The following is a 24,291-nucleotide window of genomic DNA, read 5'->3' as shown; positions in this document are numbered from 1 at the left end:
AAGTCTATGGCCCGTTAATTCAGAAACCGGAATGGCTCCCGATCATATTGTGAACCCTTTAAAAGTCAACGCGTTACAAGCAATCCCACAGTATTCAAGAGTCAATGGCTCGTGAAGTCGGCCTGATTGGTCGTTTTTTGATCCCGTCTGCTTTGTAGCTGACAAAAAAAAGCCCCGCCGATAAGGGCAGGGCTTTTCAATCGGAGACAGGGCTATCGCTTAAACCGCAACATCCTGAATCTCCGTTGCCGCAATCCGCTTGCCTTCCTCGGCGGATTTCTGGAAATCCTCGATCTGGTCGAAGTTCAGGTAGCGGTAGATTTCCCCGGCCATGGAGTTGATGTTTTTCGCATAGGCCTGGTACTCGGCCGGGGTGGGCAGTTTGCCGAGGATGGCGCCTACCGAGGCGAGTTCCGCGGAGGTGAGGTACACGTTGGCACCGTCGCCCAGGCGGTTGGGGAAGTTGCGGGTGGAGGTGGAGAGTACGGTGGACCCTGCGGCTACCCGCGCTTGGTTGCCCATGCACAGGGAGCAGCCGGGCATTTCGGTGCGGGCGCCGGCGGCGCCGTAGATGTTGTAGAAGCCTTCTTCCATCAACTGGTGCTCGTCCATCTTGGTGGGGGGAGCAATCCACATGCGAGTGGAGATGCTGCCCTTGTGCTGTTCGAGCAGCTTGCCGGCGGCGCGGAAGTGGCCGATGTTGGTCATGCAGGAGCCGAGGAAGACTTCGTCCACCTTGTCGCCGGCCACTTCGGAGAGCAGGCGGGCGTCGTCCGGGTCGTTGGGGGCGCAGACGATAGGTTCCTTGATTTCCGTCAGGTCGATTTCGATCACGTCCAGGTATTCGGCGTCCTTGTCCGCTTCCAGCAGTTCCGGGTTTTCCAGCCAGGCTTCCATGGCGCGGGCGCGGCGTTCCAGGGTGCGCTTGGAGCCGTAGCCCTCGGCAATCATCCAGCGCAGCAGGGTGATATTGGAGCGCAGGTATTCGCCGATGGTGTCCTTGGAAAGCTTGATGGTACAGCCGGCACAGGAGCGCTCGGCGGAGGCGTCGGAGAGTTCGAACGCCTGCTCCACAGTGAGGTTTTCCAGGCCTTCGATTTCGAGAATGCGGCCGGAGAAGATGTTCTTCTTGCCTTTCTTCTCAACGGTGAGCAGGCCTTTCTGGATGGCGTAGTAGGGAATCGCGTGCACCAAGTCGCGCAGGGTGATGCCCGGTTGCATTTCGCCCTTGAAGCGCACCAGTACGGATTCCGGCATATCTAGTGGCATCACGCCAGTGGCAGCGGCGAAGGCGACGAGGCCGGAGCCGGCGGGGAAGGAGATGCCGATGGGGAAGCGGGTGTGGGAGTCGCCGCCGGTGCCCACGGTGTCGGGCAGCAGCATGCGGTTCAGCCAGCTGTGGATGATGCCGTCGCCCGGGCGCAGGGAGACGCCGCCGCGGTTCATGATGAAGTCGGGCAGTTTGTGCTGGGTGTCGATATCCACCGGCTTGGGATAGGCGGCGGTGTGGCAGAAGGACTGCATCACCAGGTCGGTGGAGAAACCCAGGCAGGCCAGGTCTTTCAGTTCGTCGCGGGTCATGGGGCCGGTGGTGTCCTGGGAACCCACGGTGGTCATCTTCGGTTCGCAGTAGGTGCCGGGGCGGATGCCTTCAACACCGCAGGCGCGGCCGACCATTTTTTGCGCGAGGGTGTAGCCCTTGTCGCTTTCCGCCGGTTGCTCCGGCTTGCGGAACAGGTCGGAAGGCTCCAGGCCGAGGGATTCGCGGGCCTTGGTGGTGAGGCCGCGGCCGATAATCAGGTTGATGCGGCCACCGGCCTGCACTTCGTCCAGCAGTACCTGGGATTTCAGTTCGAACTCGGACAGCACCTTGCCGTCTTCGGAGAGGATCTTGCCTTCGTAGGGGCGGATCTCAATCACGTCGCCCATATTCAGGTCATCGACTGGCGCTTCGAACACCAGTGCGCCGGCATCTTCCATGGTGTTGTAGAAGATGGGGGCCACTTTGCTGCCGATACAGATGCCGCCGGATTTCTTGTTGGGCACGCCGGGCATTTCCTCGCCGAAGTACCAGAGCACGGAGTTGGTGGCGGATTTGCGCGAGGAGCCGGTGCCGACCACGTCGCCGACAAAGGCAACCTGCAGGCCTTTGGCCTTCACTTCTTCGATTTGCTTGAGCGGACCTTTTACGCCGGGCTCTTCCGGTTCCAGGCCGTCGCGCTGCATTTTGTACATGGCCAGCGCGTGCAGCGGGATGTCGGGGCGGGACCAGGCATCGGGGGCGGGGGAGAGGTCGTCGGTGTTGGTTTCGCCGGTGACCTTGAATACGGCCACTTTGATGCTCTCGGGTACCTTGTTGCGCTTGGTGAACCACTCGCCCTCGGCCCAGGATTCGATCACTGCCTTGGCGTTGGCATTGCCCGCCTTGGCTTTCTCTTCCACGTCGTGGAAGGCGTCGAACATCAACAGGGTGCCTTTCAGCTGTTCTGCGGCCAGTTCGCCCAGGTCTTTGTCGTCGAGCAATTCCACCAGGGTGACGATGTTGTAGCCGCCCAGCATCTGGCCCAGCAGTTTGGTGGCGTGTTCGCGGTCGATCAGCGGGGACTCGGCCTCGCCCTTGACGATGGCGGACAGGAAACCGGCTTTGACGTAAGCGGCTTCGTCCACGCCCGGCGGCACGCGGTGGGTGAGCAGTTCGACCAGCTCCTGTTCCTCGCCGGCGGGGGGATTCTTCAACAGCTCTACCAGCCCGGCCACTTGTTCGGCATCTAGAGGCTTGGGTGGAATACCCTGTTCGGCGCGTTCGGCGACGTGTTTGCGATAGGCTTCAAGCACGGATAAGTCCTCTTGGTATATGGGGTGGCACCAACAGCTGGCGGATGCCCCGGGCAACTGCTGAATTGGCGGGGCTCTTTGTGTTCGCGTTGTGTTCGCGGCCGCTGGAGGCGGGGGTGGCGAATTCTACAGTAAAGCCGAATTGCTGTTAAGTTTATTGAAAAATCAATAACTTACGCGAATTCCGATTATTTGTTTGGTGAATAATGGTCAATTTGTGGGCGGTGACTTTCTTTCGGAATCCAAACAAAATAGTCTACCGGGCAAAATCATCCCCACCCGATTTCAGACTGGTTGATACCAGCGCAGACCGGCTTGATTATTCGATGTACAAAAAAGTCCGCACTCCCTGTATCGGCGTTTGTTCCACCGGCATCGGCGACGATGTGTGCCGTGGCTGCAAGCGCTTTGCCCACGAGGTGATTCACTGGAATGCCTATTCCGAGGAGCAGCGGCGGATTATCGCCGAACGCCGCGAGGGTTACCTGGCCAACGCGGTGCGCAGCCAGCTGGAGATTGTGGATGAGCGGGTGCTGCTGGTGCAGTTGCGCCACCAGCAGATCGCCTTCAACACGGACCAGAATCCCTACTGCTGGGTGTTCGAACTGCTGCGCGCCGGCGCCAGCCAGATCGACAACCCGGCGGACTACGGCCTGCGCCCCACAGCACAGGCCCGCGATGTGCCGCTGACGGAACTGCGCCGGCGTATCGATGAAGATTTTTATGCGCTATCGGTGGCTTACTACCAGCGCTATGTGGCCCCCGGGTTGCAGAAAGCCTGATTCCCGGAATTTCCCGTTGCTTGCCCAACAACAAATATCCTTATCTATGTAGGAGCGGCCGTTGGCCGCGATGGGCGTCATTTCGTAGTTGAAGACGGACGGCGCTGCTATCGGTGGCCGTTTTGCATCTCGCCTTCCGTCCTTGCCTGATACCGATCGCGACCAACGGCCGCTCCTACAACAAGGGCGGTGCCCGCACTATCCTGCTTCCCGCAAATACACCCGCAACGCCGCCAGAAACGGGTCGCGGGACATCGCCAAATCCCGCCGTTGCCGGCGCAGGCTCACCGCCGGTTGGTGATCCACGCGGGTAAATTCCGGCAACTGGCCGCTTTCATCCCCCAGCACAAGAACCGGCATGGCCGCGTAGCCCACCTGGCGATAGGTCTCGCCACTTTTGTCGCGAAAAATTTCCGCCACCTGCAGGTTGGGGCGGCTCTGCACCTGCACCTGGCGCAGGTCGCCGTGCTGGTTCCGGTGCAGCCCCGCCAGCAACTGCCGCTGGTACTGGATGCCCGGGTCCGCCCCCTGGGGGTCCAGCTGCACCAGTTTTCTCTCGCACCATTCCACCGATACCTTGCGGATCGACTTGCGCGCCTTGATCCAGCTCAGTGCGATGGCCCGGGGCCGCTCGGGGCAGAGCAACACCTGGCGGTAGCACTGGCGCAGGTGGGCGCGGGGGTGGCCGGCGCTGGAGAGCAGATCGCGCAACTGGCGGTCCCGTTCCGGGGCGGGGCGTTCCGCCAGTGCGGCCTTGAATTCAGCCACGGCTTTGAAGAAGGCGTCTTTGTCCATATTCAGCTGTTGCGCAAGCTCGATAACTGGCGCGGGCACGCAGAGCAGGCCGGGAATCTGCAGGGTGGCGCGGGCGTCGCCGGGAGTGCCCGCGGAATCACAGTAGTCCAGTTGGGCGTAGAGGGCGCCGGCGAGGGCGAAGGGTTTTTCGAAACTGCCGCCCAGCAGTTCGGCGGCATTGCGGGCGAAAACCGGTTGCAGCAGATAGTGCTGCCAGGACCTGGGTGAATCCTGCAACTGTTCCAGCGCGTTGCGGAGTTCGCCGGCGCTGGCATGCAGTTTGTCGAGCAATGGCGGAATGCGCCGAGCCAGCTTTTGCTGTTCGCCCATCTGGAAATCTCCCATGTATTTCCTGCAATATTAATCCACTTAATAAGCCGTTATCAATTTGGAGTTTAATCAGGGTCAGGTTTCGGAGTACAACCAGAAGTCACCAGGGTGGAGGATTAGTAGGGTGAATAAGCGCAGAGACCGATTAGTGCCGGCGCCCGGATCTTCCTACCATTCTCCCCATGAACCGGAGCGAATTTCGAGAGGGACTGCTGCGGGTGATGGAGCGCAAGGTGCACTGGGCCTGTCCGGCGTTTACCGGCGGGCTGGTGCCTAAGGAGCGGTTGCATATCCATCTGGAGCAGGAATACGCGGTCTATGTGCGCGATCTTCCGATAATGATCGGCCGCGCCTATGTGCAGTGTCCGGTGGCCAAGGTGCGACAGGAACTGGCGGAAGATCTCTACGAGGAGGAGACCGGCGGCCTGAGCGGCGGCAGGCCGAATTCGGAGCTGTTCCTGCAGTATCCCCGCGGCCTGGGAATGAACCTGGATCGCTTCAGGCGGGTGAGGCTGCTGCCGAAGGCAGCGGAGTTTCGCGCGCTGTTGGATGTGGCCGTCAGCCATCACGGCTGGGAGGTGGCGGCGGCGGTGACCACGATTTTTCTCGAGGGTACCCAGTACGAGCGCGGTGAACTGGAGCCCGGTGCGCCCCGGCGCCCGCAACTGCCGCTGTCCCAGCACCCGCTGGTGAAACACTACGGGCTGCCGATCGAGAACCTGGCCCTGGCCCGGGTGCACCGCCAGGTGGAGCGGGGCCATCGCAAGGTCGCCTGGCAGCTGATGCTGGATTTTGTGGAGGAGGGCGCCCGCCCGCGGGTGCTGCAGTGGATGGGGCAGGTATTGCACGGCTGGCAGGCCTATCGCGATGAGGTGGCCGAAGCCTGTGGCCTGGTGAAGTCAGACAGCGGCGCTGCAAATCCGCGGGCGTCGTCGCTATAATCCCGCGCTCGAATCAGCCAACTGCTAGTGTCCTGTATGGTAGTGATACCAGAGCCCCCCAGATTGTTCACGGTTAGGCGCAGCTCGCAGGGAATGGTCATTCCATTTTCAAGAGCTGCAACGCGGCTGTGGGCCCTCTCGATTGGTGAAGAGGGGGGGGCTCCCTTCGGGCGGGCCGCTAAGCAGCCATCTGCGGCGTTGCACTTGCTTGACGTAGAATGACTACGCCGGCGCAAGTGCGCCTTGCATCTGGCCGCTTAGCGGCCCGCTGGTATCACTATTTAGTTCCATACAGGACACAGTACCGCCCATGAACGCTCCGGTCCCCGACCTTTCCGCCATTCACGATTTTCTGCTGTGCCCCACACCGGATGCCTGGGTGCGGGCCGCGCTGGAGTCGCCGGAATTGATGCTGGTGGACCACGCCAACTGCGAGAAAAAGGCGGCGGGAACGGCGTTGAACCTGATGTTCCGCTACCTGGACAACTTCGACCTGCTCAACAAGATGTCGCGCCTGGCCCGCGAGGAACTGCGCCACTTCGAGCAGGTGCTGGCAATTATGAAGAAGCGCGGTATCGCCTATCCCCATATCAGCGCCTCCCGCTACGCCGCCGGCCTGCGCGAACAGGTGCGCAGCGCCGAGCCGGGACGGCTGGTGGATACGCTGATCTGCGGCGCGATTATCGAGGCCCGCTCCTGCGAACGCTTTGCGCGAATCGCGCCGCACCTGGATGAGGAGCTGCAGAAGTTTTACCTGTCGCTGCTGAAATCCGAGGCGCGGCATTTTCGCGATTACCTGGCCCTGGCGCAGAAGGCCAGTGAAGAGGATATCGAGCCCCGGGTGCGGCAGCTGCTGGAAGTAGAGAGAAAACTGGTTGAAGGGAATGACGGCGAATTCCGTTTCCATAGCGGAGTGCCCGCCGGAGTCTAGCTGCATTCTGTAGGAGCCTGCTTGCAGGCGAAAAGATCAGTGCTCTTAGCGGTTCGCTTGCAAGCAAGCTCCTACAAAATGCGGCCTTCTAGCTGCGGTCGATTTTCGCCAGTAGGTCGACAAATTCCTCCAGCTCCATCGCGTTCGCATAGTCGACCGTGTACTTGTTGTGAAAGAAAATGGTCAGCTGCACCTTTGATGAACTGATAAAAACCGTATAGCCGTCGAAATCGGTGCTTGCGGTCAGGCCGCGGTAGTGCCAGCCGTCTTCCTCTTTCACGCCTTTTCTGGTGATCTTGTCAAACACGCGCAATGCTTGTTTGACGTCGATTTTGTGCTCTTGGTCCACGTCTTTGCCCGTTGTCGGAAGTCGCTGATACCACGCTATAGTATCTATTCGATCCCGGCAATCCCACACAAGGAGCAGACCATGGGTGAGAGCATTTCCAGCGAGTCCCTGAAGCAGCTCTTTACCGAGGCGCGCACCCACAGCCACTGGCTCGACAAGCCGGTGAGCGATGAGACTCTCCGGCAGCTGTACGACCTGATGAAAATGGGGCCCACCAGTGCCAACTGCTGCCCAGTGCGGGTCCTGTTCCTGCGCAGCAAGGAGGCCAAGGAGCGCCTCAAGCCGGCGCTGAATGAGGGCAACGTGGATAAGACCATGGCCGCGCCGGTAACCGCGATCATCGCTCACGATATGAAGTTTTACGACTACCTGCCGAAACTGTTCCCCCACGCGCCGGCGCGGGACTGGTTCGTGGACAACTCCGAACTGGCGGCCGCCACGGCCTTCCGCAACGGTTCCCTGCAGGGCGGTTACTTCATTCTCGCCGCACGCGCGGTGGGGTTGGATTGCGGGCCAATGTCCGGTTTCGACAACGCCGCGGTGGACAAGGAATTCTTCAGTGAACCCTGCGAGGACAGGGCATTCCAGCAGGAGCACTCCCCGGACAGCCATATCAAATCGAATTTCCTGTGCAACCTGGGCTACGGCGATCCCGTATTGCTGCACCCGCGCAGCCCGAGGTTCGATTTCGACGACGTCTGCAAAGTCATCTGACAAATCGCAGGGGCGAACGGAGTTTCGTCATTCCTGCGCAGGTATGGGGAGTTGATTTGAAACAGGGGTATCTATAAAGACAATTTCGTCGTTCCGGCGCATGCCGGAACCCAGGGAACACTGAACTGGATACCGGCCTCCGCGGGTATGACAATCGATAATGGCTTAACTGACATCAAAAATGCGGTTTTGCCACCATCAGAAAAACAATGGCAATCATCAGCGGAAACACCACGGCGCCGAGCGCGCACCAGAGTTTCATCAGCCGGTGGACCTCGACGTCACTGGACTTGTGGGCGTGCAGTCTCAGGCGATATTGCAAAATCACCACCGGGAGCCACAGAAGGAAAACCAGCACAGTCAGGGTCATGGCGAGTTTTAGCCAGGATTGCTGCAACCAGGCGGGGTTGATGGACAGCATTCCGATAGCGCTTCCGAGCAGTATAATGATAGCGCTGGCGGTAAATACCCAGTCTGCGGTGACTGTTTCGCGGCTGATCCAGCGGAATACCTGCCGGTCTCCGGAAAGCCAGCCGCGCAGCGTATACCAGGCGATACCGACGCCGGTGCCGAGCACGACAATGGCGCTGATGACATGCAGGGTTTTCAGCAACAGGTAGATGGACATGGGGCACCGCGGTGAATTTCGCGCTCAAATTACCACAGTTGCCCGGTGCAGCATCAATGTCTGTGCCCGAACCTTCGTCCGCTCACGGACTATCGACCGTGACCACGTCACCCAGCCGGCGGCGTATGATCTCCCGCGTATGGGCCGCCAGTTCCCGGTAGAACCGCCTTCCCGGCGCGCTGGCGCGCCACACCAGCCCGTGTTGGCGGAGAATGGGCTTGGCCTTGAGTTCGCTCACATGGAGCGCTTCGGGGTTGTGCATTTCGGAGTGCACGTAGAGCCCGGGCAGGAAGGCCACGCCGAGCCCCATCACCACCATTTGCCGCAGGGTGTCCAGGCTGGTGCCCTCGTAGTCCCGCTGCAGCTGCGCTCCCAGGTCCTCGCAGATTTCCTGTACCTGGTGGTGGAAGTGGTGCTGCTCCTCCAGAGTGAGTACTTTCTCGCCGCGCAGTTGCGATGGTGCCACTTGAGCTTTTCCCGCCAGGCGGTGGTCCGCCGGAACGACAAACTTGAGGGGTTCGGTAAACAGCGGCTCTACCGCCAGTTCCTCCGCGGTCACCGGCAGCGGGATGATGGCAAGGTCGTAAGCGCCTTCCACCAGCCCCCGCTGCAGGTGCCGTGGCGCGGCCTCCCGCACGTACAGTTTCAGCGCGTGATAGCGGGCGTGTAACTCCGGCAGGACGTTGGGTAGCAGGTAGGGGCCGACGGTGGGGGTCACGCCCAGTTTGTAGGTGGTCTGGTACCCCTGGGCGAGCATCTGGGCATTTTCCTTGAACTCCCGCATGGCCAGCAGAATCTGGCGCGCCTGATCCAGCAGTTCTCGGCCCTCCGGCGTGAGCAGGGTGCCGGCGCGGGATCGCTCGAACAGGGAGAGCCCGAGCGCGCTTTCCAGCGCTGCAATCTGGGTGGTCAGGGCAGGCTGGCTGACCCCCAGTTCCTCCGCCGCGCGGCGGTAGCTGGACCGCCCGGCAATGGCCGCGAAGTACTCCAACTGCTTGATCGTCGGCGCCTGTCGATTGGAAGCCACGGGATCCTCCGGCGGTTATCTGATAATAAAAAATTATCATTAAATGGTATTTTATCCTATTGAACTATCAACAAATAATGATTGCCACAATTGTTCGGTAGTTTCGCAAAAGGAGTTTCCATGGAGCACGTGATATCCGGGGTGGCCAAGTTTCAGAAAGAGGTCTATCCGGCGAAGAAAGAGCGGTTTGCCAAACTGGCAAACGGCCAGAATCCGGAGGTGCTGTTTATCACCTGTGCGGATTCCCGTATCGATCCCAACCTGGTGACTCAGACGGAGCCGGGGGAGCTGTTCATCTGTCGCAACGCGGGCAACGTGGTGCCGCCCCACAGCAGCCAGACCGGCGGCATGACGGCGTCCATCGAGTTTGCGGTGGCCGCCCTCGGCGTCTCCCATATCGTGGTCTGCGGCCACACCGATTGCGGTGCGATGAAGGGCGCCATCGAGCCGGAAAAGCTGGAGGGCCTGCCCCACGTGAAGGAGTGGCTGGGCCACTGCCGTTCCGCCACCGAGGTGGTGCGCGGGCGGCGGGGCGGCCTGAGCAAAGATCACCTTGAGGAGGTGACCTGCGAGAACGTGGTACAGCAATTGCAACACTTGCGCACACACCCTGCGGTTGCCACCGGCCTGGCCAACGGCCGCATTGAGCTGCACGGCTGGCTGTACAACATCGCCAGCGGCGAAGTGCTCTATTACCACGAGCAGTCCGGTGGCTTCAAACCCATGGACGAGGAATACCGGGCCGCATTCGGGGCCCGTTCAATGGAAGCAGTCGAGGAGTAAGGCTGAGATGAAGTTCGATCTATCTACGTTGCGAGGCGACATCACCGGCGGCGTCACCGCCGGTGTGGTGGCGCTGCCCCTGGCCCTGGCGCTGGGGGTGGCCTCGGGGCTCGGCCCCATGGCAGGTATCTACGGTGCCATCGCGGTCGGTTTTTTTGCCGCTCTGTTCGGCGGTACCGGTCCGCAGATCTCCGGCCCCACCGGGCCCATGGTGGTGGTTCTCGCCGGTCTCTTTGCCAGCCTCTCCGGCGATGCTGCGCTGATTTTTACCGCTGTGATTCTCGCGGGCCTTATCCAGGTGGCATTCGGCCTGTTTGGCCTCGGTCACTACATTCGGCTGGTGCCTTACCCGGTGATCTCGGGCTTTATGACCGGTATTGGCGTCATCATCATTATCCTGCAGCTCAACCCGCTGCTGGGCCATGACTCGCCCAGCGGGACCCTCGGGGCCCTCGGCTTCCTGCCCACGGCGCTGTCGGACGTCCATCTGGTGAACCTGCTCCTCGGCCTGGGCACCCTGGCGATGGTGTACAGCTGGCCCGCCCGTTTCGGCCGCTACCTGCCGGCGCCGCTGGCGGCTCTGATCGCCGGTACCCTGGTGGCTTACTTCGCGTTTGATGTGCCCGTGCTCGGCAATATTCCCACGGGCCTGCCGGAGCTGCACCTGCCGGTATTCAATGGCGACAAGATGTTCCTGGTGGTGGAAGCGGCGGTCATTCTCGCGGTGCTCGGTTCTCTCGACAGCCTGCTCACATCGCTCGTTGCCGACAATATGACCCGCGAGCGGCACCACAGCAACCGGGAACTGATCGGGCAGGGGCTCGGCAATACCGCGGCCGGCCTGGTCGGCGGTATCGCCGGGGCCGGTGCCACCATGCGTACCGTGGTCAACATCCGCTCCGGTGGGTGCAGCCGCCTGTCGGGGATGATTCACGCCCTGGTGCTGTTGGCGGTGGCTCTGGGACTGGGTCCGCTCGCCGCGAATATCCCGATGGCGGTGCTGGCGGGCATCCTGGTGAAGGTCGGCCTGGATATCATCGATTGGCGCTACCTGAAGCGCGCCCACCAGGGCCCGCGATGGGACTTGATCCTGATGGCGCTGGTACTGGTACTGACCATTTTCGTGGACCTGATCACCGCGGTGGCCGCCGGTGTGGTGCTGGCTGCCCTGGCGTTCGTGAAGCAGGTGGCCCAGTTGCAAATTGCCGGCCTGCGTCACCTGCCGGAACACCTGGACTCCCCGGAGGACAAGGCGATTCTCGAGCGCAATCGCGAGGCCATTGCGCTGTTCGAGTTCAGCGGCCCCCTGAGCTTCGGTGCCGCCGCCGATCTCGGTCATCACGTGCGCGAGCACAGCGAGCCGGGCTCCCGGATTCTGATCCTGGATTTCTCCTCGGTGCCGTTCCTGGACCTGTCCGCTGCACTGGCGGTGGAGACTATCGCCGCGGATGCCCGGAGCAGCGGCCGGCAGCTGTATCTCGCGGGCATGAATGAGGAGGTGCGCTCCGTACTCGCCAACCTGAACGGGGGGCTGCCTGGGGATGGCCAATTCCGCGATCGCAGCGAGGCTCTGCGGGTGGGGGACGGAGCTCTGCGGCAGCGGGAAAAAGATAGCGGCGGCAACTGGCTGCCGGCGGGTGCCTGAGCCGGTGCATCCGGTGATTCGAATGGCATAAGCGCCCCTTGTAGGAGCGGGCCATGCCCGCGATCAATGTGGAATTCAACCACCGCTGATCGCGGGCATGGCCCGCTCCTACAGGTTAGGTTCAAGGCTCAACGATCCGGTTCCAGCCTCTCCACGGCGGTCACTACCGAGAAGCGGGTCAGTTCGCGCAGGATTTCGTCCAGGCTGAGCAGTTGCCAGCAGGCCTGCGCCCCCGCCCGGCTCCACTCGCCGCGCAGTATTTTCCTGGCCATGGCCGCCGCCGGCGCCGCGGGAATCCAGGGCCCGTCACCGTTCAGGCCGAGGGCCTGCCAGCGGTAACCCAACGGCTGGCCATTCCGGTCTTTACCGCCCAGGTGGATCAGCATACCGCCGTGGCCGCTGCCGCCGGGCCAGTGCGCGGCGAGCCGGTAGCCGAGCCTCGACAGTTGCAGTCTGTTGAACGGCAGCGGCTGCCGGGCCAGCTGCGCGCACAGGACCAGGCCCAGTTGCAGGGCGCGCGGCTCCAGGCCGGTGGCGAAGCGGGCATTTTTCAGGCCGGGCAGGGCGCGGGGCCAGAGTTCCAGGTCCGGCACGTCGAAGTCGCACAGCCAGCGTTCGCCCACAGGGTGGGCCAGCCTGTGCCGGCGCAGGTGATTGCCGGCGTAGGTCTCGCGCCACTGGCCGTCCTGCAGTTGGGGAAAGTTGTCGCCCAGGGACTCGAAACCGGCGCGCACCGTGGCCAGCCCGCGCTCGATACGGTGCGCGGGGGCGATGCTGATATCCACTGAGTCCAGTTCGGCGAACTTGTCCTGCAGTTCCTTCAGTACCGACGAACTGAGCGCCGGCAGGCTGCTGGCGCCGGAGACCAGCGGCACACCCGCGGCCTCGGCGGCGGGGGACAGACGCTGGAAATCGCATACGAAGCGGCGCCCGTCGGCGATATCGATATAGGGGGTGCGGGCTTCGATACAGGCCCGGGCCACGCGGTAGTCCTGATGCTGGAAGGGGCCGGCACAGTGAATCAACAGGTCCAGGTGCAGGGCCTTGAGCTGTGCGGCGAGGTTGACTGCGTCGCGCTCCAGGCGCAGGCCCTCGGCAAAATTGGGGAGCTGGGAGGCGCAGAGTTCTGCTTTGAACTTGTCGTGCCCGGCGATGATCAGTTGCAGTTCGCTGTCGCTGCTGAGCAACCGGGCGATGCGAGAGCCGAAGGTGCCGTAGCCGCCGAGGATCAGTACGCGTTTTTTCAGGTTCTTCACGTCAGCGGTTCTCTGATCCGTTATTTCTCCAGGGCGGGGCTCCGGCCCGATGCCTGGCTGGGCTCGGCGGTGATTCACTCTATCCCTGGCGCTCGCCCGCGTCGCGAGCGGCTGCGGTGTCCTAATCGGCAATCATGCTATGGGCCAGTGGATCAATTCAAGCGAATCCCCGTCTGCCTTCACGCACCAGCCCAGGTCTCCCCAGTCGCCGAGCACGATGCGCTCGGCGGCTTCGCCGTCCACGGTGATCGCGTGGCGTGCGGGCCTGTGGGTGTGGCCGTGGATCAGGGTGCGCACGCCCTGTTCGCGCATCACCCTCTCCACTTCCTCCGGGGTGACGTCCATGATGTCTTCCGCCTTGCGACTGTTCATGGACTTGGATACCGCGCGCAACTGCGCGGCGATAGCGCGCCGCTCCTCGAGGGGCTTGGCCAGCATTTCCCGCTGCCAGTTGGGATCGCGGGCCTGCTGGCGGAAGGCCATATATTCGCTGTCGCGGGTGCAGAGGCTGTCGCCGTGCATCAGCAGGACGCTCCGCCCGGCCAGGGTGACTGCGGTGGGGTCCGGCAGCAGGATGGCGCCGGCGCGGTGGGCGAAGTCCTCGCCGATCAGGAAATCCCGGTTGCCGTGCATCAGGTACAGCTCGGCGCCGGTGCCGCTATAGGCGCTCAGTTCGGTGGCCACCTCCGCGGCCAGCGGGGCGTCGTCGTCATCGCCGATCCACACCTCGAAAAAGTCGCCGAGGATATACAGGGCCCCGGCACCGGCGGCGGGGCCGCGCAGGAAGTCGAAGAAGGCCCGGGTTACCTGTGGGCGGCTCTCGTCCAGGTGCAGGTCGGAGATCAGGTAGCTGGTCACAATGCTTGCTTCCCTCGCATTCCTCTTCCCTGTAGGAGCGGCCCATGGCCGCGATCGGCATCGCTACGTAGCGGGAAAGATCGCGGCCATGGGCCGCTCCTACAGGAGATAGGTTAGTCCTCGGCGACGGTCACACCGGTGATTTCGATGGTCTCCACCGGCACATCCTGGTGGAAGCCCTTACTGCCGGTCGGCACGCCCTTGATCTTGTTGACCACGTCCATACCCTCTACCACCTTGCCGAATACGCAGTAGCCCCAGCCCTGAGAGTCCTTGCTGCGGAAGTTGAGGAAGTCGTTGTCGTTGACGTTGATGAAAAACTGGGAGCTGGCAGAGTGCGGCTCCATGGTGCGCGCCATGGCCAAGGTGCCGGTATCGTTTTTGAGACCGTTGTCCGCCTCGTTTTCGATAGTGTCGCGGGTGGGTTTCTGCTCCATATCCGGGGTCATGCCGCCGCCCTGGACCATAAAGTTGTCGATCACCCGGTGAAAAATCGTGCCGGTATAGAAGTCTTCGCGGCAGTACTGCAAGAAGTTGGCGGCGGTTTTCGGGGCCTTGTCGAAATCCAGTTCAACGACGATATCGCCATAGGTGGTGTGCAGGGTGATCATAAAACATCCTGTGAGTGGCTGGTTAGGTAAATTGCGGCCGGCATCATACCTTAGGACGCCGTTCCGCAAAACCGAAGGGGCCCTTTAAAAATCGTAGCGAGCGGGTGGCTGGTGGTGGCCGCCGGAGCGGAGCAAGCGGAGTGTACAAATAGTACATGAGCATTGCGACCGGGCTGGCGCACCAGCACCGCCGGCCGCCGCCAGCCGCACGCGCAGTAGATTTTTAGAGGTGCCCCGATGTTCCGGGGCGCAACTGCGCTATAATCCGCCGCTTACATTGCACAGCTGTAATCGAGACATCTATGACATCCGAGAGCAAGCCGGCTCACTTTTTACAGAATATCATCCGCGAAGATCTGACCGGGGGCCGGGTATCCGAGGTGGTCACGCGCTTTCCGCCCGAGCCCAACGGCTACCTGCATATCGGCCACGCCAAGTCCATCTGCCTGAACTTCGGCCTGGCGCAGGAGTTCGGCGGCAGCTGCAACCTGCGCTTCGACGACACCAACCCCGCCAAGGAGGAGGAGGAGTACGTCGAATCCATCAAGCGGGACGTATCCTGGCTGGGCTTTCAATGGGCCGGCGAAGCCAAATACACTTCGGACTACTTCGATCAGTTGTACGACTGGGCCCTGCACCTGATAAAGGAAGGCAAAGCCTATGTTTGCCACCTGTCGCCGGAGGATGCCCGCGCCTACCGAGGCACCCTGACCGAGCCGGGCAAAAACAGCCCCTACCGCGACCGCTCCGTGGAGGAGAACCTGGCGCTGTTCGAGCAGATGAAGAACGGTGCAATGGAAGAGGGCGAGTGCAGCCTGCGCGCCAGGATCGATATGGCCGCGCCCAATATCAACCTGCGCGACCCGATCATCTACCGCATCAAGAAGATGGCTCATCACCAGACCGGCGACAAGTGGTGCATCTACCCCAGCTACGACTTCGCCCACGGCCAGTCGGACGCCATCGAGGGCATCAGCCACTCCATCTGCACCCTGGAATTCGAGGACCACAGGCCGCTGTACGACTGGTTCCTGGAGAACCTGCCGGTGCCGGCGCGCCCGCGCCAGTATGAATTTGCGCGCCTGAACCTGAATTACACGGTGGTCTCCAAGCGCAAGCTCAAGCAACTGGTGGACGAAAAGCACGTGGACGGCTGGGACGATCCGCGCATGCCCACCCTGTCCGGCATGCGCCGCCGCGGCGTGCCTCCCGCGGCGATCCGCAATTTCTGCGAAATGATCGGCGTGACCCGCTCCGACTCGGTGGTGGATCTGGGCATGCTGGAGTACGCTATCCGCGACGACCTGGACAAAAACGCCCCCCGCGCCATGTGCGTGATGGACCCGCTAAAGGTTACCCTGACCAACTACCCGGAGGGCGCGGAGGAAAGCCTCAGCGCCCCCGGCCACCCGGTACGCGACGATCTCCCGGCGCGGGTGCTGCCCTTTACCCGCACTCTCTATATCGAGCGGGAGGACTTCCGCGAAGAGGCCAACAAAAAGTACAAGCGCCTGGTACTGGGCAAGAAGGTGCGCCTGCGCAACGCCTATGTGATCCACGCGGACGAAGTGGTGAAGGATGCCAACGGCGAAATCGTCGAACTGCGCTGCTCCGTGGACCGGGATACCCTGGGCAAAGATCCGGCGGACGGCGTCAAGCCCAAGGGGGTGATCCACTGGGTTTCCGCGGAAAAGAATGTCGACTGTGAAGTGCGGTTCTACGATCGCCTTTTCAGCGACCCGGCGCCGGATGCGGGGGACAAGAATTTCCTGGATTTCGTCAATCCGGACAACCTGGAAATCCTCAGCGGCTGCAAGGGCGAAATCGGCCTGGTGAATGCCGAGCCGGAACAAAGCTACCAGTTCGAACGCAACGGCTACTTCTGCCGCGACAGCAAATACGGCAGTGCGGAAAAACCGGTGTTCAACCGCACCATCGGCCTGCGGGACTCATGGGCCAAGGAACAGAGCAAGTAACGCAGTTGGGTACTGGATGCCGGCCTGCGCCGGCATGACGAGGTATTTCAATGTCGTCATTCCGGCGAAGGCCGGAATCCAGATGCACCGAACCCGACGAGCACACTGAATTCACAAAAAATAGTTATCGGAACCAATGGCTCTACAGCTTTACAACACCCTTTCAGGGCAGAAAGAAACCTTCAAGCCACTGGTGGAAGATCGGGTGCGCATGTACGTCTGCGGCCCCACCGTATACAACCGCGTGCATATCGGCAACGCCCGCCCGGTGGTGGTGTTCGATACTCTCTACCGGCTGTTGAAAAACCGTTTCAGCGACGTGGTCTACGCGCGCAACATTACCGATATCGACGACAAGATCATGAAGGCCGCGCGGGACAACGGCGAGGAGATCGGTGTGCTCTCCGCGCGCTTCGCCCAGGCCTATTTCGAGGATATGGCCGCGCTCAACAACCTGGAGCCGGACGTCACCCCCTACGCCACTGAACACCTGCCGGAAATGATCGCCATGATCGAGCGGCTGGTCGAGAAGGGCCACGCCTACGAGGCCGAGGGTCACGTGCTCTTCGCGGTGGAATCCATGGACGGCTACGGCAAGCTCTCCAAACGCTCCCTGGACGATATGCTCGCCGGCGCCCGCGTCGAGGTGGCCCCCTACAAGAAATACGCCGGCGACTTCGTGCTGTGGAAACCCTCGAAAGACGACGAGCCCGGCTGGGACAGCCCCTGGGGCCGCGGCCGCCCCGGCTGGCACCTGGAGTGCTCGGCGATGATCAAGAAGCACTTGGGGGACACCATCGATATTCACGGTGGCGGCCGCGATTTGACCTTTCCTCACCACGAAAATGAGCGCGCCCAGAGCTGCTGCGCCAACGGTGTGGACTTCGTGCGCTACTGGATGCACAACGGCTACGTCAATATTGAAGGCGAAAAGATGTCCAAATCCCTGGGCAACTTCCGCATGGTCAACGACCTGTTACAGCAGTACCCGGGCGAAGTGCTGCGCTTCGCGCTGCTCTCCGCCCACTACCGCTCGGAGCTGAATTTCAGTTCCGATCTGCTGGACCAGGCCCAGCGCAGTCTCGATTCACTTTACGGTGCTTTGCGCGAGGCGCAAAGCATAAAAATAGACGAGGCGGATCTTGAGGGCACTGCATTTATGAATGCGCTCGAGGACGACCTGAACACGCCGGTGGCCATCGGCGAACTGCATCAGATTGCCAGGGAGCTGAACAAGTCGGAGACGGCAGGGAAGGCGCGTTGGAAAGCTTTATTGCTGGCGGCAGGCCGGCAACTGGGCATACTGCAACAGGACCCGGAAGCCTGGTTCAAGCAGGCCCGGGGAGCGGAGACGATTTCTGAACAGGAAATCGAGCAACTGATCGCCGAGCGTCAGCAGAGCAAACTCGACAAAAACTACGCCCGTGCCGACGAGATCCGCGAGGAGTTGAAGGCCAAGGGCGTGGTTCTGGAAGACAGCCGCGAAGGCACCAAGTGGCGGCGGGAATAATTCAATCTCGTCATACCGGCGAATGCCGGTATCCAGGCAATTTTTCCGCAGGCACTGGATTCCGGCCTGCGCCGGAATGACAACGCAATATGTAGGATGGGCAAAGCGCAGCGTGCCCATCAAGACCCGGGAAGATGGGCACGTCGCTGCGCTCCTTTGCCCATCCTACAAAAGAAACAACAGATAGCAGAATGAAAAAACTATTTATCCTCACGACCGCCATTATCGCCGTACTAACCCTCACCGCCTGCGAACCCAAGCGCGGCTCAGAGAAGTGGTGCAAAAAAATGGACGAAACCCCCAAAGGCGACTGGACCCTGACCGATGCCGGTGACTACACCAAGTACTGTGTGCTCAACCAGAAGCCCGAAGAAGAATAAGCGGAACCTGTCCTGTTGTTTTTCGCGGATGCCTACCAGCACTTCTTCCGCCCGCTCACCGGAAAATACCGCGAGCAGGTGGTGGAGTGTTTGCGCCTGCTGTACGAGCGCCTGTACACCGCCAAGGCAGACTACGGCGAATCCCTGGCGCGCGAGCAGATCCTGGAGATTTTCAGCGAAGCGCTGACCCGCGCCCCGCAACTGGACAGCGACGACAATAATCCGGATTCCGAAGGGCGTTTTCGCAACCTGCGCGAGCAGGCGGTCTGGGTGCTGAACAGCCTGGTGGAATACGGCTGGCTGGAAAAGCAGGTGGACAGCGCCACACTCAGCGCCAGCTATCCCTTCAGCCGCCGCGGCCGCCTGTTTACCCAGCCTCTGGTGGAGGTGAACAGCACCCGTGTGCGCACCCGCCACCGCAATACCCGCAATACTCTCAACGCCCTGGAAGCCTTTGCCAGCCGCGGAGAAGTGCACGACCTGATCGACGCCTGGGAGTATTCCGAGCGCATCGTCGCCGACTTCACCGATATGATTGCGGAGCTGGAAGAGCGCAAGCGCGAACTGGTGCGCGAGGTGGAGGCGCAGCTGCTGGTGCAGCAGGCCACGGATGAATTCTTCTCCTTTATGGAGAGCCGTTTCCAGCCGGACCTGGCAATCCGCCTCTCCGCCGACAGCGTGGAAAAGCACCGGGACGCCATCGGCCGGGTGATCGCGCGTATCCGTCGCAAAGACAGGGAGCGCAAGGCGCAGTGGGAGCGCCGCCTGCGCCAGCTGCTGCCGGAACTGGCGGAAGAGGGCCGCTCGCTGCTGTGGCTGATGCTGGACACCATCGAGGACCGCATGCGCCGCGCCTGCGAGGTAAAACTGCCGGCGCTACGCCGCGCGCTACAGGGCTTTACCAAGCGCGCGGACATCATTATCCGCCAGCTCAGCTATCTGCACAGCCAGTCCGAGGGCGAGTTTGCGGACCTGTGCCAGCGTCTCGGTGAGCAGTCGGAAAAAAAGGAATTGCTGGAGCGGCTCGGCGATCAACTGGGTGGATTTCAGCTGCGCCTGTTCGACCCCAGGCAGACCCAGCTGTGGCAGCGCAGCCGCCGCCAGCCGGTGAATACCCTGGTGGAGGAAGATGTGCCGCTGGCGGAGGAAAACCAGCGGGATATTCTCCTGCAGCAGTTGCTGGACCAGGCGTTCAATTTCAACGGTAGCGACCTGCGGAATTACCTGCAGACTGCCCTCGGCAGTGGCCGGCGCATCAATAGTCGCGACCTGCCGTTAAAAGACGCGCGGGATCTGCTGGCCATGAGCCACGCGCTGGAAGCGGCCGCGGTCAACCAGGATTCCGCCGCGGCGCTGCGGGTGGAGTTTACCGGGGAGACCGCGAGCAATGACTACTTTGCCCAATTCGACGAGTACTTTTTAGAGTTGAAAGAAAGTGATTGAACAGGCCTTGGAAGAAGCGCTGGCCCAGTGCCGCCTGACCCGCGGGGAATTTTCCGAGCTGCTGGTGCGCCTGCTGGACTACGGAGTGATCTGCCGGGAGGAGAGCCAGGTTGAGGCGCAACTCTACGACCGCTTCCAGCGCTGCGAACAACTCATTCGCGAGTGGCTGGCGCCGCTGGGGCTGCGCCTGCAGCACGACAGCCGCTTCCAGTTTATCCGCGTCTATCCGCCGGGTTCCGAAGTACCGGGCCTGCCGGACCAGGAGGAACCCCACCACGGCGGCCTGCGCGCGCGCCTCAGCCAGTGGGAGGTGGCGGCGATCCTGGTGTTGCGGGTGGAATACGACAAGGCGCTGCGGGAAGGGCAGGTGGACGACAGCGGCTGTGTGGCCCTCTCCCTCGAGGCACTGGAACTGGGCCTGCGCAACCTGCTGAAGATGTCGCTGCCGGACAAGTTGGCGGAGCGCAAAAGTTTATTAAAGAAATTGCGTCAGCTGCGCCTGGTGCAGTTTGCCGGCGACGACGCGGAGCCCCTGGCGGAAACCTGGCTGCGGGTGCGCCCGACCATCGCGCACTTTGTCACCGAGTCGACCTTGCAGCAGTTGCTGGACACGGCGCCCACCGGCGAAACCGAAGCGCGTATAACACCGGAGAGTGAAGACCACAGCCTCTTCGTTGCCACTGAGTCCGAGTAAAAACCGTAGGATGGGCAAAGCGTAGCGTGCCCATCAAGGCCGGCTGATGGGCACGTCGCTTTGCTCCTTTGCCCATCCTACAAAACTGTTTAAACAAGCGAAAACCGCATGTTTCTAAAAAAACTGATCCTGATCAACTGGGGCAATATCCCCCAGCTGGAATACGAATTCGGCCCCATCAACCTGTTTTCCGGCGGCAACGGCTCCGGCAAGACCACTGCGGCCGATGCTATCCAGACACTGATGACCGCGGCCCACGACACCCTGTTTACCTTCAATCCAGGGCAGGACGAAACCACCCAGCGCGGCCGCGGCGGCAAGCAGGTGCGCACCCTGGCGTCCTACGTGCTGGGCTGTGACGACGGCAGCTACGCGCGGCTGCAGCCCACCGACTGCTATATCGCCGGAATTTTTTCTCCCACGGAAGGAGAGGACAGCGAACCCTTTACCTCGGTGATGGCGATCCGCGCCCACCTGGACAACAGCACCAAGCCGGCCCAGGCCCGCCAGGACGACTTGCGCTTCTTTATCTTTCCCGGCGAAGAGCTGGCCATCGGCGATTTTATCCGCGAATACAAGGACGGCAGGCATCTGCTGCCGCTGGACAAGTTCCTCTCGGTGCTGGGCAAGCAGTTTGCCAAGGTGGAGCAGTACGATAAAAAGAAAGCCTATCTGCGTCGCCTCTACGGCGCCCTGCGCGGCCGCCGCGATGCGGTGCCGGATCGGGAGGCCATGCACGCCGCGCGCACCTTCTCCAATTTCATGGCCTACAAGCCGGTCAAGAGCATCAACGATTTCGTCGCCCAGGAAGTGTTGGAAAAGCGCGACCTGGGCGAGGCCATCCGCTCCGTCTCCGAGCTGATGAAAACCATCCACGCCATGGAGCAGGAGGCGCGGCAGATTGTCGAGCGGGTCGGCGCGCTGGAACAGATAGCACAGTCCGCAAGCCTGTACCGCGAGCAGTGGCTGCAACTGCGTCTGCAAGAGTATCTGCAGGCGCGCCATCGCCAGTTGCGGGTGCAGAAAACCTATCTCGCCGGCAAGAACAGCCAGCAGCAGTTGCGCGCCGATCTGGAGAACAACGGGCGCGAAACGCGCATCGTCGGCGAACGACTCGAACAGTTGAACCAGCAGTTGGTGGAATTGCAGGCCCAGCGCCTGGGTATCGATGCCCTGCGTAGCAAAGATGAGCTGGAGCAGCGCATCGCCCGCGCACGCCAGCAGCTCTCCGACCAGGGTGGGCCGCTGGCAACCCAGGAGCAGCGCTGGCAGCACAATCGTGATGCCGCTGGCGAGTTGCTGGAATTGCTGAACAGCTCCGCAGCGGAACTGGAAATTCCGGCACTGCGCAACAAGGCATTGGTCCAGTGTGTCAAACAGGTGAGCCGGGAGGAGGATCTGCCGGATCTGCACAAGCTGCTGGGCAAGGATTGGATAGACCTGGCCGCGCTGGAACCGTTGCGCGAGCGTGCCGCCGGCAGCGAAGCGTTGCACAACAAACTTTGCGATCTGCTGGCCGGCACAGACGCGGGCGAAACCTCGCTGCGCGAACAGATCAGCCAGCAGGTCTCCCGCTGGGAGCTGCAGGTGCAGCAGCTGCAAAAACGATTGCAGGCACAGGAGAGCCGCATCCAGCACCTGCAGGCCAACCGCGTACGCTATCCGCAGTCGGTGGAGCAGGCCCTGGCCGCCATCCGCGAGCAGTGCCCCCGGGCCGAGCCGCGGGTGCTGTGCGACTATGTGGAAGTATTGGACGAGCGCTGGCAGATGGCCGTCGAAGGCTATCTCGGCGGTGCGCGCTTCTCGATCATCGTGGAACCGGAGCACGAGGCCACCGCCATCCGCATAGTCCGCAACCTCCCCGGCAGGAACAACCGCGCACGGGTGATCCAGGGGGACAAGGCGCGCCGGGATGCAGAGCGTGTGCCGCTGCCCAAAAACTCCATCGTCGAACTGATGGAGTTCAATCACAAGACCGCCGAATACTACCTGCGCGCTTCCTACGGCTCGGTGCTGCAGGTGTGCGATGAGAACGAACTGCGCGGCACCCGCCGCGGCCTTACCGCGGACGGCATGGCTAGCGGCAATTACAGCATGTGGCGCTGCGATATCGACGACGCCGAGCTGGTTTTCGGCCAGGGCGCTCGCGCCCGTGCACTGGCCGCCCAGCAGCAGGCGCTGGAACAGTTGCTGACGGAAGCCGCGCAGGTGCACGAACAGCACCGGCTTTACCGCCGCGTCGCCTCCGCGGTGCGCGACCTGAACGGCCTGCAGCTGCTAACGGTGGTGGACGCGGCGCTGGCCGCCCAGCGCGACTGGCGCAGTGCTGAACAGGCGCTGGAAAACCTGGACCTGAAGGACTGCGAACAGCTGGAGCAGCAGGTGGAGGAACTGAAGGCCCAGCTGCAGGCGCAGCAGAAATTGCAGTCCGGCCTGCTGCTCGACGCCGGCAAGCTGGGGCGGGACCTGGAAAATACCGGCAGGCAGCTGAAGGCACTTTCCACCGAGCTGGATACACTGGACGATGCCCTGAGCAATTGCGAGTCCGCGGTGCGCCGCATCGCCCGGATCACTCCGGACTACAATGCAGAAGAAAGCCTGGAACAGGCGGATGGGCAGGCGGAGCGTGCCGGCGACAGCTTTGATTTCGGTGCGGATATCGAAGAGATGCAGGGGCGCCTGGAAAAATACTGCCGCCAACTGGACCGATCAGTAATGGAATACAATGCCAGCACCGCCGCCGGCGATACCCTGGCCTTCGAGCCGGACCTGGGCGCCGGTCACAACGAGGCGCTGTTCAAACTGGTGTGCAGCCTGCGCGACCAGGTGGAGGCGCTGCGCAACCGATTGAAAAACAATCTGCTGGTGGACCGGCACGAGCAGTTGATGGGCCTGAAAAAATCCTTCAACACCACCTTCGTCACGCATTTGTGCCACGCTATCTACCAGTCGATCAACGATGGCAAGCGGGTGCTGGACGACCTGAACAGGGAGCTGGAACACCACCGCTTCGGCGCCGACCGCGAGCGCTTCCGCTTCGCCTACAGCTGGGTGCCGGAGTTCAGGGAATACTGGAATTTCTTCAAGGCGGTGATCGAACTGCCGAACCTGGGCGAGGAGGAGAGCCTGTTCGACGCGCAGTTAAACCCCGCCCAGCAGAAAGTGCGCGACAAGCTGCTGAATATGCTGCTCAGCGAAGACGAGCAGGTGGCGCGGCGGGAACTGGATCGCATCAGCGACTATCGCAATTACCGCAGCTACGAGATCTTCAAGGAGCCGGAGGGCAAGGAGCCGATTGCACTGAGCCAGTACGGCACTGGCTCCGGCGGCCAGCTGGAGACCCCCGCTTATATTATCCGCTCCGCCGCGGTGACTTCGGCCTTCCGTTTCAACGAGGGCAGCAGTCACCTGCAGATGGTGCTGGTGGACGAGGCCTTCTCCAAGATGGATGAATCCCGCTCGCGGGAGGTGATCCGCTACCTGACGGAAACCCTGGGCCTGCAGTTGCTGTTCATTATGCCGAGCAGCAAGTCCGGCCCGTTTATGGACCTGATCTCCAATCAATTTGTGTTCAGCAAGTGCCCGAGCGCCAAGCCCATCGGCCAGCTCAATACCCGAGTCTACGTGGATCGCAAAATCTGCAACCGGGAGAAGATCGCCGAACTCTGGGCCAACCACCGCCGCACCATCCGCCGGCAGGCGTCGCTGGATTTTATGGAGTTGGTGGAGGCATAGAAACTCCATCTTTGTTTTTATTGTAGGAGCGGCCATGGGCCGCTCCTATAGGAGGGTTCAAGGAGGAG

General features: G+C 61.8%; 20 protein-coding genes. 12 read left to right on the top strand and 8 right to left on the bottom strand.

The window, feature by feature from the left end:
• Nucleotides 1-219: 219 nt before the first annotated feature.
• Complete coding sequence (gene acnB / locus PP263_RS07035; protein ID WP_308367663.1) at nucleotides 220-2,835, bottom strand: bifunctional aconitate hydratase 2/2-methylisocitrate dehydratase; 2,616 nt, start codon at nucleotides 2,833-2,835, stop codon at nucleotides 220-222.
• A 326-nt stretch (nucleotides 2,836-3,161) separates the two neighbouring features.
• Between acnB and PP263_RS07030 the strand changes: the two genes are divergently transcribed.
• Nucleotides 3,162-3,617, top strand: a complete 456-nt coding sequence (locus tag PP263_RS07030; RefSeq protein ID WP_308367662.1) for a DUF1289 domain-containing protein — start codon at nucleotides 3,162-3,164, stop codon at nucleotides 3,615-3,617.
• Nucleotides 3,618-3,815: 198 nt separating this feature from the next.
• On the opposite strand, the gene PP263_RS07025 is transcribed toward PP263_RS07030, so the two are convergent.
• The gene (locus tag PP263_RS07025) at nucleotides 3,816-4,742 is read right to left on the bottom strand and encodes a hypothetical protein (RefSeq protein WP_308367661.1); all 927 of its coding nucleotides are present in this window, start codon (nucleotides 4,740-4,742) and stop codon (nucleotides 3,816-3,818) included.
• Between the two features lie 182 nt (nucleotides 4,743-4,924).
• On the opposite strand from PP263_RS07025, the gene PP263_RS07020 reads away from it, so the two are divergent.
• Together PP263_RS07020 and PP263_RS07015 are read left to right on the top strand one after the other, a co-directional pair.
• On the top strand, nucleotides 4,925-5,683 hold the full coding sequence (locus PP263_RS07020) for an iron-containing redox enzyme family protein (RefSeq protein WP_308367659.1): 759 nt from the start codon (nucleotides 4,925-4,927) through the stop codon (nucleotides 5,681-5,683).
• 310 nt (nucleotides 5,684-5,993) lie between these two features.
• Nucleotides 5,994-6,614: a tRNA isopentenyl-2-thiomethyl-A-37 hydroxylase MiaE gene (locus PP263_RS07015; protein WP_308367658.1), complete on the top strand. Its 621-nt coding sequence runs from the start codon at nucleotides 5,994-5,996 to the stop codon at nucleotides 6,612-6,614.
• An 88-nt stretch (nucleotides 6,615-6,702) separates the two neighbouring features.
• On the opposite strand, the gene PP263_RS07010 is transcribed toward PP263_RS07015, so the two are convergent.
• Nucleotides 6,703-6,963, bottom strand: coding sequence for a DUF3081 family protein (locus PP263_RS07010; RefSeq protein WP_308367657.1), 261 nt, complete (start codon nucleotides 6,961-6,963; stop codon nucleotides 6,703-6,705).
• An 81-nt stretch (nucleotides 6,964-7,044) separates the two neighbouring features.
• Between PP263_RS07010 and PP263_RS07005 the strand changes: the two genes are divergently transcribed.
• A complete protein-coding gene (locus tag PP263_RS07005; RefSeq protein WP_308367656.1) occupies nucleotides 7,045-7,677 on the top strand; it encodes a malonic semialdehyde reductase in 633 nt (210 codons plus the stop codon).
• A 175-nt stretch (nucleotides 7,678-7,852) separates the two neighbouring features.
• On the opposite strand, the gene PP263_RS07000 is transcribed toward PP263_RS07005, so the two are convergent.
• Together PP263_RS07000 and PP263_RS06995 are read right to left on the bottom strand one after the other, a co-directional pair.
• A complete protein-coding gene (locus tag PP263_RS07000; RefSeq protein ID WP_308367655.1) occupies nucleotides 7,853-8,305 on the bottom strand; it encodes a DUF2269 domain-containing protein in 453 nt (150 codons plus the stop codon).
• A gap of 82 nt (nucleotides 8,306-8,387) precedes the next feature.
• Nucleotides 8,388-9,332: a hydrogen peroxide-inducible genes activator gene (locus PP263_RS06995; protein WP_308367654.1), complete on the bottom strand. Its 945-nt coding sequence runs from the start codon at nucleotides 9,330-9,332 to the stop codon at nucleotides 8,388-8,390.
• 120 nt (nucleotides 9,333-9,452) lie between these two features.
• Here PP263_RS06995 and PP263_RS06990 point away from each other — a divergent pair, with 120 nt between their 5' ends.
• Nucleotides 9,453-10,115, top strand: a complete 663-nt coding sequence (locus tag PP263_RS06990) for a carbonic anhydrase (protein WP_308367653.1) — start codon at nucleotides 9,453-9,455, stop codon at nucleotides 10,113-10,115.
• A 7-nt stretch (nucleotides 10,116-10,122) separates the two neighbouring features.
• The gene (locus tag PP263_RS06985) at nucleotides 10,123-11,760 is read left to right on the top strand and encodes a SulP family inorganic anion transporter (protein ID WP_308367652.1); all 1,638 of its coding nucleotides are present in this window, start codon (nucleotides 10,123-10,125) and stop codon (nucleotides 11,758-11,760) included.
• Nucleotides 11,761-11,888: 128 nt separating this feature from the next.
• On the opposite strand, the gene PP263_RS06980 is transcribed toward PP263_RS06985, so the two are convergent.
• The 3 genes from PP263_RS06980 to PP263_RS06970 all read right to left on the bottom strand — a co-directional run bounded on the left by PP263_RS06980 (nucleotide 11,889) and on the right by PP263_RS06970 (nucleotide 14,485).
• On the bottom strand, nucleotides 11,889-13,016 hold the full coding sequence (locus tag PP263_RS06980; protein ID WP_308367651.1) for a saccharopine dehydrogenase NADP-binding domain-containing protein: 1,128 nt from the start codon (nucleotides 13,014-13,016) through the stop codon (nucleotides 11,889-11,891).
• Between the two features lie 132 nt (nucleotides 13,017-13,148).
• Nucleotides 13,149-13,874 (bottom strand): UDP-2,3-diacylglucosamine diphosphatase, encoded by a 726-nt coding sequence (locus PP263_RS06975; protein ID WP_308367650.1) that lies wholly within the window; start codon nucleotides 13,872-13,874, stop codon nucleotides 13,149-13,151.
• Between the two features lie 113 nt (nucleotides 13,875-13,987).
• Nucleotides 13,988-14,485, bottom strand: coding sequence for a peptidylprolyl isomerase (locus tag PP263_RS06970; protein ID WP_308367649.1), 498 nt, complete (start codon nucleotides 14,483-14,485; stop codon nucleotides 13,988-13,990).
• Nucleotides 14,486-14,787: 302 nt separating this feature from the next.
• Here PP263_RS06970 and PP263_RS06965 point away from each other — a divergent pair, with 302 nt between their 5' ends.
• The 6 genes from PP263_RS06965 (at nucleotide 14,788) to PP263_RS06940 (ending at nucleotide 24,223) form a co-directional block, all read left to right on the top strand.
• The gene (locus PP263_RS06965; protein ID WP_308367648.1) at nucleotides 14,788-16,461 is read left to right on the top strand and encodes a glutamine--tRNA ligase/YqeY domain fusion protein; all 1,674 of its coding nucleotides are present in this window, start codon (nucleotides 14,788-14,790) and stop codon (nucleotides 16,459-16,461) included.
• A 136-nt stretch (nucleotides 16,462-16,597) separates the two neighbouring features.
• Nucleotides 16,598-17,971: a cysteine--tRNA ligase gene (gene cysS, locus PP263_RS06960; RefSeq protein WP_308367647.1), complete on the top strand. Its 1,374-nt coding sequence runs from the start codon at nucleotides 16,598-16,600 to the stop codon at nucleotides 17,969-17,971.
• A gap of 191 nt (nucleotides 17,972-18,162) precedes the next feature.
• The gene (locus tag PP263_RS06955; protein WP_308367646.1) at nucleotides 18,163-18,351 is read left to right on the top strand and encodes a DUF3012 domain-containing protein; all 189 of its coding nucleotides are present in this window, start codon (nucleotides 18,163-18,165) and stop codon (nucleotides 18,349-18,351) included.
• A 15-nt stretch (nucleotides 18,352-18,366) separates the two neighbouring features.
• The gene (locus PP263_RS06950; RefSeq protein WP_308367645.1) at nucleotides 18,367-19,794 is read left to right on the top strand and encodes a Wadjet anti-phage system protein JetA family protein; all 1,428 of its coding nucleotides are present in this window, start codon (nucleotides 18,367-18,369) and stop codon (nucleotides 19,792-19,794) included.
• Nucleotides 19,787-20,488: a DUF4194 domain-containing protein gene (locus tag PP263_RS06945; RefSeq protein WP_308367644.1), complete on the top strand. Its 702-nt coding sequence runs from the start codon at nucleotides 19,787-19,789 to the stop codon at nucleotides 20,486-20,488. The genes PP263_RS06950 and PP263_RS06945 overlap by 8 nt, the downstream gene beginning before the upstream one ends.
• Before the next feature lie 108 nt (nucleotides 20,489-20,596).
• Nucleotides 20,597-24,223 carry an SbcC/MukB-like Walker B domain-containing protein gene (locus PP263_RS06940; RefSeq protein ID WP_308367643.1) on the top strand — a complete coding sequence of 1,209 codons (3,627 nt, stop codon included), beginning with the start codon at nucleotides 20,597-20,599 and terminating at the stop codon, nucleotides 24,221-24,223.
• The last annotated feature ends 68 nt before the right edge of the window (nucleotides 24,224-24,291 follow it).

The organism is Microbulbifer sp. TB1203, assembly GCF_030997045.1.
In the GTDB taxonomy this organism is placed as follows: domain Bacteria; phylum Pseudomonadota; class Gammaproteobacteria; order Pseudomonadales; family Cellvibrionaceae; genus Microbulbifer.
The sequence above is the reverse complement of the archived record's forward strand: the minus strand, read 5'-3'. Positions and strand labels throughout refer to the sequence as shown.

Bases quoted from the DNA above. Each gene is read 5' to 3' on its own strand.
- PP263_RS06970 (WP_308367649.1), bottom strand. From the start codon at position 14,485: ATGATCACCCTGCACACCACCTATGGCGATATCGTCGTTGAACTGGAT.
- PP263_RS07020 (WP_308367659.1), top strand. From the start codon at position 4,925: ATGAACCGGAGCGAATTTCGAGAGGGACTGCTGCGGGTGATGGAGCGC.
- PP263_RS06955 (WP_308367646.1), top strand. From the start codon at position 18,163: ATGAAAAAACTATTTATCCTCACGACCGCCATTATCGCCGTACTAACC.
- PP263_RS06990 (WP_308367653.1), top strand. From the start codon at position 9,453: ATGGAGCACGTGATATCCGGGGTGGCCAAGTTTCAGAAAGAGGTCTAT.
- PP263_RS07015 (WP_308367658.1), top strand. From the start codon at position 5,994: ATGAACGCTCCGGTCCCCGACCTTTCCGCCATTCACGATTTTCTGCTG.
- PP263_RS07000 (WP_308367655.1), bottom strand. From the start codon at position 8,305: ATGTCCATCTACCTGTTGCTGAAAACCCTGCATGTCATCAGCGCCATT.
- PP263_RS06965 (WP_308367648.1), top strand. From the start codon at position 14,788: ATGACATCCGAGAGCAAGCCGGCTCACTTTTTACAGAATATCATCCGC.
- cysS (WP_308367647.1), top strand. From the start codon at position 16,598: ATGGCTCTACAGCTTTACAACACCCTTTCAGGGCAGAAAGAAACCTTC.
- PP263_RS07025 (WP_308367661.1), bottom strand. From the start codon at position 4,742: ATGGGCGAACAGCAAAAGCTGGCTCGGCGCATTCCGCCATTGCTCGAC.
- PP263_RS06940 (WP_308367643.1), top strand. From the start codon at position 20,597: ATGTTTCTAAAAAAACTGATCCTGATCAACTGGGGCAATATCCCCCAG.
- PP263_RS06985 (WP_308367652.1), top strand. From the start codon at position 10,123: ATGAAGTTCGATCTATCTACGTTGCGAGGCGACATCACCGGCGGCGTC.
- PP263_RS07005 (WP_308367656.1), top strand. From the start codon at position 7,045: ATGGGTGAGAGCATTTCCAGCGAGTCCCTGAAGCAGCTCTTTACCGAG.
- PP263_RS07030 (WP_308367662.1), top strand. From the start codon at position 3,162: ATGTACAAAAAAGTCCGCACTCCCTGTATCGGCGTTTGTTCCACCGGC.